Origin of the sequence: Nocardia sp. NPDC005746 (genome assembly GCF_040630785.1) — a bacterium.
GTDB lineage: Bacteria > Actinomycetota > Actinomycetes > Mycobacteriales > Mycobacteriaceae > Nocardia.
The window spans coordinates 51,554-62,916 of record NZ_JBEXYE010000029.1 but is presented as its reverse complement, the minus strand read 5'-3'; the positions used below and the strand labels follow the sequence as shown (position 1 = coordinate 62,916).

The window sequence follows — 11,363 nt, the reverse complement described above, 5'->3', positions numbered from 1 at the left end:
CCCGAAGGGCCTTACCGCTCGACTTGCATGTGTTAAGCACGCCGCTAGCGTTCGTCCTGAGCCAGGATCAAACTCTCCGTTGAAGACTCTAGATTGCGCCCGAAGGCGAATCAGAAGTATCTCGAACCAGAGTCCGAAAACCTAGCAAAACAGTCGGCCGGAAAATTGACCGACTTAAATGTCCGACCCCAACACACGGGGGGTGTGAGGCCGGAACCAAATTTCAAAATTTGGCACTGACATTCATCGACACACTATTGAGTTCTCAAAGAACACACGCACACGACGGTGAATCCAAAGTTGATCAGATTCCCTATCGAGGCAACTTTTCCAGCCTAGTCGCAGAACCCGACAGATGTCAAGAACTAGTTTTCCGACTGGAAGGTGTTCATGTCCGGCGCTCCTCGTCCAACCTCGTTTCCGTTCCCGATTTCCAGCCTCTGAGCTGGGCGTTTCGGTCCCGGTCGGTGTCCGTGTCGCTCTGACCTGGATTAAGTTACGCGGCGGATAACACAAGGTCAAATCCGCTGGTCACCGAGGCGTTTGCGCAGGTGAAACGGCTGCGGACCGGGCGGATCGGGGGCCCGAGCCACCGGCTTGTGACTCAGGTCATTTCGATCTTGTTGCCCTATCAGTGGCCCGCACGGCTCACGCCTCAGTGACCCGCGCGGCGCACGCCGGCGAAGTTCTTCTTGCCTCGACGCAGCACCAGCCAGCGTTCGTGCAGGTAGTCGGCCTCGGCGGGGATCCACTCGGGGTCGGCGATCTTCTCGTTGTTGACCGACGCGCCACCCTCGTTGACCGCGCGCCGGGCCGCGCCGCGGCCCTCGCACAGACCGGAGTCGACCAGCAGATCGACGATGGTCGAGGTGGGGGTGGACTCGGCGAGCTTGCCGTCCACCGCAGATTCGGCGAGCGCCGCCGACAGTGTGGACTCGTCGAGTTCGCGCAGGTCGCCGCGGCCGAACAGGGCCTGGCTGGCGAGCTGCACCGCGCGGGTGTTCTCCTCACCGTGCACCAGGGTGGTCATCTCCGCGGCCAGGCGCTTCTGTGCTTCCCGGGCGAAGGGCCGCTCGGCGGTGGCCTTCTCCAGTTCGTCGAGCTCCTCGCGGGACAGGAAGGTGAACCAGCGCAGGTAGCGGACCACGTCGGCGTCGGCGGTGTTCACGAAGTACTGGTACCAGGCGTACGGGCTGGTCATCTCCGGGTCCAGCCACAGGCTGCCGCCACCGGTGGACTTGCCGAACTTCTTGCCGTCGGCCGAGGTGACCAGCGGGACGGTGAGCGCGTGCACGTGCTCGCCGTCGACGCGGCGGTTGAGCTCGACGCCCGCGATGATGTTGCCCCACTGATCGGAGCCGCCGACCTGCAGCGTGCAGCCGTACTCGCGGCGCAGCTGCAGGAAGTCGTTGGCCTGCAACAGCATGTAGCTGAACTCGGTGTAGGACATGCCGTCCGACTCCAGGCGGCGCTTGACCGTGTCACGGGCCAGCATGACGTTCACCGAGAAGTGCTTGCCGATGTCGCGCAGGAACGAGACCGTGCTGAGCGGTCCGGTCCAGTCCATGTTGTTGGCGATGATCGCCGCGTTGTCGCCGCCGTCCAGATCGACGAAGCGTTCCAGCTGGGCGCGGATGCGGCCCGCCCACTCGGCCACGGTGTCGGTGGAGTTCATGGTGCGCTCGCCGACGTCGCGGGGATCGCCGATCAGACCGGTCGCGCCGCCGGCCAGCACCACCGGGCGGTGGCCCGCGCGCTGGAAGCGCTTGAGCGCCAGCAGCGGGACCAGGTGGCCGGCGTGCAGGCTGGCCGCGGTCGGGTCGAACCCGGCGTAGAGGGTGATCGGGCCCTTGGCCGTGGCCGCGCGCAGGGCGTCCAGATCGGTGGACTGCGCGATCAGTCCGCGCCAGGTCAGTTCATCAATGATGTCGCCGCTCACGACCTCTATCTTTCCGCACGTGAATATGGCGGTTGCACAGGGTTGAGCCGTCGCGGCGGATCGGTACAAGCCCGGACCGATCCGCCGCGTCGGCGGGTGGAACTACCGGAGACGCCCACAGGCCCGTCGCCGAGGCGACGGGCCGGGGGCCTGCGGTAGTCCGGTCACTTCACCAGGTCGGTGAAGGTGGCGAAGGAGGCGCGGCGCTCGTAGGCGATCCAGGCGAAGACGGCGACCAGGACCAGCGGGAAGATAGCCAGGCCCGGCGCGCCGAGCAGGAAGGCCTGGGTGGCGGCGGCGCACACCATGGTGATGGACAGGCCCGCGGCGGCCGGGCCGGACAGGCGGGGGATCATCAGGCCCAGGCCGCCGGAGACCTCGACCAGGCCGGTGAGGTAGCGGAACCAGTCGCCCCAGCCGATCTCGTTGTAGATGCGCACGGCGTCGGCCTGGCCCACGAACTTCGGCAGGCCGGAGGCGATGATGAAGAACAGGCCGAGGACGATCTGCAGGGTCCACAGCACGCGGTTGCGGAGCTTGGTCGGGGCGGCGACGGTGATGGTCGGAGTGGCGGCGATGGTGGTCATGTCGAATGTCCTTCCGGGGCTTGTCGGTTCGGTTTCGAACCGCTTGCTGGATAGGACGGGGGCCGTCGCGAAAACTCATCGCGGTCCCGAAAATTTCTTTTCCGCGCAGGTCGGGCTAGGTGTCGAAGGCTGCCTCGAGGGCGCTGAGGTGCACTCGGCTGGCGGTGGCGGCCGCCTCGGGGTCGCGGGCGCGGATCGCGTCGTAGAGGTGTTCGTGCGCGTCCTGATCGCGCTCGGGTGTGCGCATGGGGCGGATACGCAGCATGTCGATCATGGCGTGGCGTGAGCGCGGGACGAAGGCGTTGAACAGCTCGAGCAGGATGTCGTTGTGGGCGGCGGCCACCACGGTGCGGTGAAAGGCGGTGTCGGCGTCGACCAATCCCTCGACGGTGTCGCCGCTTTCGGCACGGGCGGCCAGGGCGCGCAGCATGGCGCGCAGGTCGGCGGGGGTCCGGCGGCGAGCGGCCAGGGCGGCACCCTCGGCCTCGATGGCGATGCGGGCCTCGATGACGGTGACGATGTCGCTGCGGCGCAGCACGGTGTCCCAGTCCTCGGCGGTGTCCAGGGCGGTGACGAAAACGCCCGCCCCCTGGCGGCTTTCGAGTACGCCGCGCCCGGCGAGTTCGCGGATGGCCTCGCGCAGGGTGGAGCGGCCGACGCCGAGCTGGGCGGCGAGGGTGGTCTCGCCGGGCAGTTTGTGGCCCAGCTGCCACTCCCCCGCACGGATCCGGGTGAGCAGCACCTCGGCGGCTTGTGCGGCGAGTGGATGCCTCTGGACCTGCGCCACGTGTCGCCGTCCTCTCTACTTGTCTGAGGAGTTGTTTCCCTCTAGTCTAGTCCACATGCTGACCGGTGCCCTGCTTCTCCTTCGCTGCCGCGACGGGGTCTGATCGACCGGCACCCCGTCAGCGGGCTCGCTGTGCTGCGCCGGTCACCTCCTCCGACGCGAAAGCGATTGCCCCGTGCGCACTCCCCCGATCTGGAATCGTCAGCAGCCCTCCGCCATGCCGTCGCATCGGTATCGCGATGTGTACCAGCGTGTTTCGGTACCACTGATCGAACGCGACTGGCCGTCCAACCGGATCACCGAAGCCCCGCTGTGGGTGCCGGTGGATCTGCGTGACGGCAATCAGGCCCTGGCCGAGCCGATGGATCCCGTCCGCAAGCGCCGGTTCTTCGAACTGCTGGTGGCCATGGGCTACAAGGAGATCGAGGTCGGGTATCCCAGCGCCTCGCAGACCGACTTCGACTTCGTGCGGCTGATCGGCAGCGAGCGACTGGCTCCCGGCGACGTCACCATCGTCGTCTTCACCCCCGCGCGCCGCGATCTGATCGAGCGGACCGTCGAATCGGTGCGCGGCATCCCCAATGACGTGGTGATCCACCTGTACACCGCCACCGCGCCGACCTGGCGGAACGTGGTGCTGGGCAAGACCCGTGACGAACTGGCCGAGCTGATCACCACCGGTGGGCGCGACGTCCTGGAACTGGCCGGGGAAATGCCGAATGTCCGGTTCCAGTTCTCCCCCGAGGTATTCATGCTGACCGAGCCGGACTTCGTGCTCGACGTCTGCGACCGCATGACCACGCTGTGGGACGCCACGCCCGAGCGGCCGGTGACGTTGAACCTGCCCGCGACCGTCGAGGTGGCGACGCCGAACGTGTACGCCGACCAGATTGAGTACATGCACCGGAATCTGGCGCGGCGCGAGGCGGTGATCCTGTCGGTGCATCCGCACAACGATCGCGGCACCGGCATCGCGTGCGCGGAGTTGGCGGTGCTGGCCGGGGCGCAGCGGGTGGAGGGGTGCGTGTTCGGTAATGGCGAGCGCACCGGCAATGTGGATCTGGCGACGCTGGCGTTGAATCTGCACGCGCAGGGCGTGAATCCGATGATCGACTTCTCCGATATCGACGAGGTGCGCCGGACCGTCGAGTACTGCACCGGGCTGCCGGTCCACGATCGGCATCCCTACGCCGGGGATCTGGTGTACACCGCGTATTCGGGCACCCATCAGGACGCGATCCGGAAGGGCTTCGCCGAACACCGGGAGCGGGCGGCGCGACTGGGCGCCCCGGAGCGTGAAATCGCTTGGGAGGTACCGTATCTGCCGATCGATCCGGCGGATGTGGGCCGTTCCTACGATGCGGTGATCCGGGTGAATTCGCAGTCCGGCAAGGGCGGGATCGCGTATCTGCTGGAGTCGGAGTACGGGCTGGAGTTGCCGCGCCGCCTGCAGATCGATTTCGCCCGCCACGTCCAGCGCCACACCGATCGGACCGGGACGGAGGTGTCGGCGCGGACGCTGTGGGAGCTGTTCGAGACCGCCTACACGGGCGCGATCGTGGCGACGACGCCCGGCATGCCCGCCGACGCGACGGTCGAGGAGGCGGTGGAACTGCTGGGCCGCCACGGCTATTCGGTCGAAGTGTTGTCCATGACCCACCAGACCGTGGACCGGGCGGGGTCGGCTCCGGCCGTCACCTACCTGGAGTACCGGACCTCCAACGGCCCGGCCTGGGCGTTCGGTTCCGGTGAGACGGCGGCGCGCGCGACGATCGCGGCCTTGGTGGCCGCGGCCGGGTCGCGCAGCGCGGTGCTCATCTAGGCGGCACGGTCCTCATCTGGCCTGGGCGCCCAGTAAGCGCTCCAGTTCGGTGACCCGGGCCTCCAGATCCGCGATGCGCCGGCGCAGATCGGATTCGGGGGCCTGGGCGGGACCGGCGAGGGGCCCGTCGGCGACGCGGGAGACGCGGGTACGGATGTCGGCGGGTTCGGCGCCGAGGCTGATCAGGATCTGCGGGGCGATGCCGTCGCCCTCCTCGATCAGGGCGAGCAGGATGTGCTCGGGCCCGATGTAGTTGTGCCGCAGCCGCATCGCCTCGCGCAGTGATCCTTCGAGGACCTTCTTGGAGCGCGGGGTGAAGGGCACGTGCCCGCTGGGCGGTTTCTGCTCGTGTTCGCCGACCGCCTGCCGGATGCGTTCGCGCACGCTGGAGACGTCGAGGCCGAGGTCGCCGAGTACGCGGGCGGCGATCGGGTCGTCGCCGGCGATGACGCCGAGCAGCAGGTGCTCGGTGCCGATCCAGTCGTGCCCGAGTACCTGGGCTTCTTCCTGGGCGAGCACGATGGCGCGTCGGGACGCATCGGTGAACCGTTCGAACATGGGGCTTCCACCTAGGGGTGAGCTGTCGATCAATCCACCGTAGTCCTCCGGGCCGTCCCACCGATACGGGCTCGGCCCGAGAGCGCGGTCCAGTCGGATCGGTCCAGTTTGGGGGCGCGCGGACTGCGCCGGTAGGCCGACACCGCCGGGGAGTCCGGCAGCCACAGTCGCCACGGGCGGTCGGCGGCCAGGCTGACACCGACCCGGGGTCCCACCGAAACGGCGGCGGAATCGGTGATTTCGGGTCCGAGTTCCAGCCGGATCGGCGCGTCCGGATCGAACAGGTGAGTTCCGTAGTCGTCCAGCCCGATTCCCAGGGCGCTGCCGACATTGCCGGGCCCGCGGGCCAGATCGGCGTCGGTCTTGGCGGCGGGGCGGCGACCGCGTGCGACGTCGTGCCCTTCGATGATCTCGCCCGCCCGGATGAGCACCGCGCTGGCGGTGCCGTCGGGCCCGCTGACCACATTGACGCAGGTGTGCATGCCGTAACTGAAGTAGACGTACAGCACCCCGGGCGGCCCGAACATGACCGCGTTGCGCGGAGTCCGGCCCCGCCCCGAGTGCGCCGCCGGATCGTGCCAGGGCCCGGCGGGATCCCCGCCGTAGGCCTCGACCTCCACGATGCGCAGGGCCACCGGACCGGATCGCAGGACCCCGCCGAGCAGTCGCCGCGCCGCACGCAGCGGTTCGACGGCAAGCTCTTCGGGACTCACGGCGGATCATTCTTCCGCACGGTCGTCCCGGGCGCGGTGCCGGGACGACCGAGCGAGCGTCGAGCGAGTTGCCCGGGTCAGTGCCGCGTGGCTACAGCCATTCGGCGACGCCGCGGTGACCCGAGCAGGTGCCGCGGCGGTGCTGGCTGAAGCTGTAGGTGCCGTCCTTACAGCGGGCGGTGGCCCCGTCGGGGACGGTGGCCGACTGTTCCGGGCGGTGCACGCAGGCGCCGTCTGAGTTCTCGTATTCGCTTGCGGTGCAGGCGGTGTGGAGTACCGGCGCGGCGACCGCCGGTCCGGCGAGCGCGGTGCTCGCACCGATGAAGGCCGCGGCGGCCCAGGGCAGAAGATGGCGCGCCGCGCGGCGCGTTGTCCAGCCGTTCACTACGGAATCCCTTACAGAAGAGCAGTTTCGACACGGGAGGCGGATTCCCCCCGACGAGCGCCGAATAGTACGGGTCCGCCGCCGCCCCGAGGCCGGGTTCTCGAGTCGCCGACCGATTGGACGGCCTATTCGGTGGCGCTCGGCGGCGGCTGGATGCCGGCGAGTTTGTCGGGATTGACCTGGAATCGGAGGTTTTCGATGTGACCGTCGCGGATGTCGTAGGTGAGGGCGCCGACGCGGAAATCGCCGAGCAGGACCAGGACGCCGAGTTCGCCATTGAGCTGGGCGGATTCGAGGCGCACGCCGGTGAGGACCGGTTTGGCCAGCACTCCCAGGATCCAGCGGGCCACGTGGTCGGGGCCGTACATCGGACGGCGGGCGGCGGTGACCTTGCCGCCGCCGTCGTTCCAGAGGGTGACGTCGGGGGCGAGTAGTTCCATGAGGGCATTGACATCGCCGCCGTGGGCGGCGGCGAGGAACCTGTCGGTGATGTCGGTGCGGGTGGCGGGATCGGTGTCGAACCGCGGCCGGCGCGCATGGACGTGGGAGCGGGCGCGGTGGGAGATCTGCCGGACGGTGGCCTCGGGGCGGTCCAGGAAGCCCGCGATCTCGGCGTGCGAGTAGCCGAACACCTCGCGCAGCACGAAGACCGCGCGTTCGACGGGACCGAGGGTTTCGAGGACGACGAGCATGGCGGTGGAGACCGTGTCGGCCATCTCGGTCTCCTCGGCGGCGTCGGCGGTGTTCGTGAGCAGGGGTTCGGGCAGCCACGGGCCGACGTAGGTCTCACGGGTGGCCCGGGCGGAGGTGAGGCGGTTGAGGGCCAGGTTGGTGACGGTACGGACCAGGTAGGCCTTGGGGTGGGTGACCGAATCCCGGTCCACCTCATGCCATTTGATCCACGCGTCCTGCAGGACGTCCTCGGCGTCGGTCACGGTGCCGAGCATCTGATACGCGGTGCCGAACAGCAGCCGTCGGTGGGCGACGAAGGGGTCGATCGGATCGTCCTGCATGGGCACATGCCTACCTCATGCCAGGCCGCGGGTCGCACTGCCGCCATTGCTGAGTTGCGCGCTGACAGTCATGTGCTTGCTCAGCTTGTAGCTGGGCACCGGGCTGGCGCTGACCATCTCCTTGTACGCGACGGCGGCGCGGCCCTTCAGGTACCAGCGGCGCGGGGTGTCATCGGCGTTGGTGAACTGGATGACGGCGTCGCGGCGGCCCAGGCTGACCGGCTGGTGCAGGTAGCCGAAACGGAAGGGCTTCACGGTCTTTCCGCGCAGGCGGCGGGCGACGGCGTCGGCGGTGTACGCGCCGGTGGGGATGCCGCTCTGGCAGGTGCCGTGCAGGACACCGAAGGGCATGCGGATCGCGGCGGCGTCGCCGATGGGCGCGATGTCGGGGTGCGAGACCGAGCGCAGGGTGGTGTCGGTCAGGATCAGGCCGCGGTCGTCGACGGCGATTCCGGCCTGCTCGGCCAGCGGCGACACGCGCACACCCGCGGTCCACAGCGTCAGGTCCGAGGCGAGGAGTTCACCGGTGGTCAGGCGGACGGCGTCGGGCAGCACCTTGGCGACCTGGACGCCGGTGTGGCGGACGATGCCGAGACGGTCGAGGGCGCGGTTCAGGTGGGTGCGGGCCTTGTCGCCCATCATGTTCCCGGGTTCGGCGGCGCTGATCAGGGTGACGGTCAGGCCGGGGTGGGCCTCGGCGATCTCGGTGGCGGCCTCGATGCCGGTCAGGCCGCCGCCGACCACGGTGACGGTGCCGGCGGTCGCGGCGATCTCGGTGAGGCGCCGCGAGAAACGGCGGGCGCGGCGCGGGTCGTCGAGGGTCCAGGCGTGGTGGTCGGCGCCGGGGACGGTCGAGGTGTCGGTGCGGCTGCCCAGCGCGTAGATCAGGGTGTCGTAGCGCAGTTCCGCGCCGTCGTCGAGGGTGACGACGCGGGCGGCGGGATCGAGGGCGACGGCGGTGGCGCGGCGGAAGGCCACGCCCGATCCGGCCAGCACGTCGGGGATGCGGTGGTCGGCCAGTTCCTGCCCGGCGGCGATCTGGTGCATGCGCAGGCGCTCGGTGAAGCGGTCCGAGGGGTTCACCAGGGTGATGCGGACCTCGAGCTTGCGGGTGCGGCGGGCGAGGCGGGCGGCGGCCATCATGCCGGTGTAGCCCGCGCCGAGGATGACGATCTCGTGGGTTGTGGTGGTGGCGTTCATGATCGGCTCCGGGGGTCGTTCCTGCTGGGTCGGCTATGGGACAGGACAGCCCTCGGGAACGTGACAATCAGGCGATGTGATGTGGGTCACCACGGAACATTCGGGTCGGATGACCGGTTGGGACAGGGGATGGCCGGGCCCCGGCCTGCGACAACAGCGTCGGAGTGAGGTGTGATGGCCGTACAGGTCGAGATCTGGACCGATATCAACTGCCCGTTCTGCTACTTGGGCAAGCGGCGATTCGAGGAGGCGCTCGACGCCTTTCCGCACAAGGACGCCGTGACCGTGGTGCACCGGTCCTTCGAGCTGGACCCGACGCTGCCCAAGGATCACAGCGACGCGGTCGTCCCGCACATCGCCGAGAAGTACGGCATCAGCGAGGCGCAGGCCGCCGCCAACGAGCGCGGTCTCGGGGCGCAGGCCGAGGCGGCCGGGCTGACCTATGTCACCTCGGGCCGCGATTTCGGCAACAGCTTCGACATGCACCGGCTGCTGCATTTCGCGCTGGAGCAGGGCCGCCAGGAGCAGATGCTGGACGCCTTGTACGCGGCCAACTTCGCCGAGGAGCGGGCGCTGTTCGGTGACACCGAGCGGCTGGTCGAGGTGGCGGCCTCGGCCGGATTCGACGAGTCGGCGGTGCGGGCGGTGCTCGCCGATCCCGGGGCCTACGCGGACGCGGTGCGCGCCGACGAGGCCGAGGCGGCACGGCTCGGGGCCCGCGGGGTGCCGTTCTTCGTGCTGGATCGCAAGTACGGGGTGTCGGGCGCGCAGCCGCCGGAGGTGTTCGCGCAGGCGCTGGACCAGGCCTGGAGCGATCACGCGCCCGAGCTGGCCATGGTCGCGGACGGCGACGCCTGCGGGCCCGACGGTTGCGCTGTGCCGCAGCGGGATTGAGCCGGTCGCCGCGGCGGTGAGCGTCAGCGCCCGCTGCCGCGGTGCATCCGGAAGCCGACCGCGTCCACGGTCGGAATGTAGGCGCTGCGCTCGCCGGAGCGGAGGCGCAGCACGTCGTCGGCGATGACGAAGCCGTAGGCGACGACCATCAGCAGCACCAGCTGGCCCCACGCCACCCAGACGATGCCCAGCGGCGTGGTGGCCAGCACCGCGACCGCCCCGACCAGCCGCAGCCAGGCCCGCGGAATGCGCAGCGCCAGCCGGAACAGGGCCTGGCCGACGAAGAAGACCGCGACGCCACCCGAAAGGGCCAGGGCCGCCGCGGTACTCGCGGGCTCGTTGCCGTGCGCGATGGTCATCGAGATGCCCGCCGCGGTCAGGATGATGCCGAGGATCAGCACGAACAGCGAATAGCCGTAGGCGTAGACGGCCGGGCGGATGCGAGCGGGGCCGGGCAGCGCGCGCAGGGCGTGTTCGCCGCGTTCGTCGTCGAAGCCGAAGTAGGCCCACCACAGCACATAGCCGAGGGTGAGGCCGAGGCCGGCGGTCGCGACGAGGCCGACGGTGAGGTCCATGCCGGTCAGGTTCGCGCCGATGGCGATGACGGATTCGCCGAGCGCGATGATCACGACCAGGCCGTGGCGTTCGCAGAAGTGGCTGGGGCGCACCGCGAATCCCTCGGCGCGGATCAGATACGGCGACACCACCTGGATCACGACGGCGGCCGACCAGAGCACGGTCCGCAGGCCGCCGTGGGTGATGCCACCCGCCAGCACCAGCAGCGCGGACAGGCCGTTCAGCGGCGCCAGCCGCCACATCGCCGAGCTGGCTCCCGCACCGCCCGAGGTCGCGAACATGAAGCTGTGCACGGTGTTCACCAGCAGGTATCCGAGTCCGAACGCCAGGCCGGAGCCGCCGAACGCGCTCGGGACGGCGATGGCGATGACGAAGAATCCGAACATGCCCAGCAGCAGGAAGGTGCGCCGGGAGGAGCTGTTCGGCGCGACCTCGTTGGTGAGGAACACGTACCCGCTGTACATCCACCAGATCAGGGCGAACATCAGTGCCACGTGCCCGAGTTCGGCCCAGCCCGGGTGATGGGTGAAGGCGTGCGTGAGCTGGGTGATGGTGAAGACGAACACGAGGTCGAAGAACAGTTCCAGGGTCGAGGCCCGGACCTGTCCCCCTTCGGCCTCGAGCTCGCGCGCCGAACCGGACATTTCGCTGGTCACGTGCAGATCGTAGAGCCGCCCCGCCTCCCCCGCCGCTTTTGCCGCGCCACACCCGACCGCCGCGAGCCCGATTGCGACAGACCGCCCTCGTCGCGGTGGCGCCGGCCCAGTCCCTGCTCATCGAGCGGCGCGGCTTCGGACTCGGGGGCCGACGTGGTCGGCGGGTCCGGCACCGTGGCTACACGGGTGACGAATCCATGACGTGCGCGGTGACATGGTCGCGACCAGGTGGT

The 11,363-nt window shown here is 69.2% G+C and carries 11 protein-coding genes and 1 rRNA gene; 2 read left to right on the top strand and 10 right to left on the bottom strand.

Going from position 1 to position 11,363, the window contains the following annotated elements:
• The 4 genes from ABZ412_RS33590 to ABZ412_RS33575 all read right to left on the bottom strand — a co-directional run.
• Window positions 1–83, bottom strand: a 16S ribosomal RNA gene (locus ABZ412_RS33590); the annotation flags it as partial.
• A gap of 572 nt (window positions 84–655) precedes the next feature.
• Window positions 656–1,939 (bottom strand): tyrosine--tRNA ligase, encoded by a 1,284-nt coding sequence (gene tyrS / locus ABZ412_RS33585; protein WP_357288589.1) that lies wholly within the window; start codon window positions 1,937–1,939, stop codon window positions 656–658.
• 164 nt (window positions 1,940–2,103) lie between these two features.
• A complete protein-coding gene (locus ABZ412_RS33580) occupies window positions 2,104–2,526 on the bottom strand; it encodes a DoxX family protein (RefSeq protein ID WP_357288587.1) in 423 nt (140 codons plus the stop codon).
• A 115-nt stretch (window positions 2,527–2,641) separates the two neighbouring features.
• Entirely contained in the window at window positions 2,642–3,313 is a 672-nt protein-coding gene (locus ABZ412_RS33575) for a FadR/GntR family transcriptional regulator (protein ID WP_357288585.1), read from the bottom strand.
• Between the two features lie 217 nt (window positions 3,314–3,530).
• On the opposite strand from ABZ412_RS33575, the gene ABZ412_RS33570 reads away from it, so the two are divergent.
• A complete protein-coding gene (locus tag ABZ412_RS33570; RefSeq protein WP_357288601.1) occupies window positions 3,531–5,135 on the top strand; it encodes a 2-isopropylmalate synthase in 1,605 nt (534 codons plus the stop codon).
• Between the two features lie 12 nt (window positions 5,136–5,147).
• On the opposite strand, the gene ABZ412_RS33565 is transcribed toward ABZ412_RS33570, so the two are convergent.
• The 5 genes from ABZ412_RS33565 to ABZ412_RS33545 form a co-directional block, all read right to left on the bottom strand.
• The gene (locus ABZ412_RS33565; protein WP_357288582.1) at window positions 5,148–5,693 is read right to left on the bottom strand and encodes a Clp protease N-terminal domain-containing protein; all 546 of its coding nucleotides are present in this window, start codon (window positions 5,691–5,693) and stop codon (window positions 5,148–5,150) included.
• A 29-nt stretch (window positions 5,694–5,722) separates the two neighbouring features.
• Complete coding sequence (locus ABZ412_RS33560) at window positions 5,723–6,406, bottom strand: DNA-3-methyladenine glycosylase (protein ID WP_357288579.1); 684 nt, start codon at window positions 6,404–6,406, stop codon at window positions 5,723–5,725.
• Between the two features lie 91 nt (window positions 6,407–6,497).
• Window positions 6,498–6,791 carry a DUF3761 domain-containing protein gene (locus ABZ412_RS33555; RefSeq protein WP_357288576.1) on the bottom strand — a complete coding sequence of 98 codons (294 nt, stop codon included), beginning with the start codon at window positions 6,789–6,791 and terminating at the stop codon, window positions 6,498–6,500.
• A 125-nt stretch (window positions 6,792–6,916) separates the two neighbouring features.
• On the bottom strand, window positions 6,917–7,804 hold the full coding sequence (locus tag ABZ412_RS33550; protein WP_357288573.1) for an RNA polymerase sigma-70 factor: 888 nt from the start codon (window positions 7,802–7,804) through the stop codon (window positions 6,917–6,919).
• A gap of 15 nt (window positions 7,805–7,819) precedes the next feature.
• Entirely contained in the window at window positions 7,820–9,004 is a 1,185-nt protein-coding gene (locus tag ABZ412_RS33545; protein WP_357288570.1) for an FAD-dependent oxidoreductase, read from the bottom strand.
• 174 nt (window positions 9,005–9,178) lie between these two features.
• Between ABZ412_RS33545 and ABZ412_RS33540 the strand changes: the two genes are divergently transcribed.
• Complete coding sequence (locus tag ABZ412_RS33540; protein ID WP_357288567.1) at window positions 9,179–9,898, top strand: DsbA family oxidoreductase; 720 nt, start codon at window positions 9,179–9,181, stop codon at window positions 9,896–9,898.
• A 23-nt stretch (window positions 9,899–9,921) separates the two neighbouring features.
• Here ABZ412_RS33540 and ABZ412_RS33535 read toward each other — a convergent pair whose 3' ends face one another.
• Window positions 9,922–11,130, bottom strand: coding sequence for a low temperature requirement protein A (locus tag ABZ412_RS33535; protein ID WP_357288564.1), 1,209 nt, complete (start codon window positions 11,128–11,130; stop codon window positions 9,922–9,924).
• Between the last annotated feature and the right edge of the window lie 233 nt (window positions 11,131–11,363).

Excerpts from the sequence above, each read along its gene's own strand:
- ABZ412_RS33540 (WP_357288567.1), top strand. The coding sequence starts at position 9,179 with ATGGCCGTACAGGTCGAGATCTGGACCGATATCAACTGCCCGTTCTGC.
- ABZ412_RS33550 (WP_357288573.1), bottom strand. The coding sequence starts at position 7,804 with ATGCAGGACGATCCGATCGACCCCTTCGTCGCCCACCGACGGCTGCTG.
- ABZ412_RS33565 (WP_357288582.1), bottom strand. The coding sequence starts at position 5,693 with ATGTTCGAACGGTTCACCGATGCGTCCCGACGCGCCATCGTGCTCGCC.
- ABZ412_RS33570 (WP_357288601.1), top strand. The coding sequence starts at position 3,531 with ATGCCGTCGCATCGGTATCGCGATGTGTACCAGCGTGTTTCGGTACCA.
- ABZ412_RS33580 (WP_357288587.1), bottom strand. The coding sequence starts at position 2,526 with ATGACCACCATCGCCGCCACTCCGACCATCACCGTCGCCGCCCCGACC.
- ABZ412_RS33545 (WP_357288570.1), bottom strand. The coding sequence starts at position 9,004 with ATGAACGCCACCACCACAACCCACGAGATCGTCATCCTCGGCGCGGGC.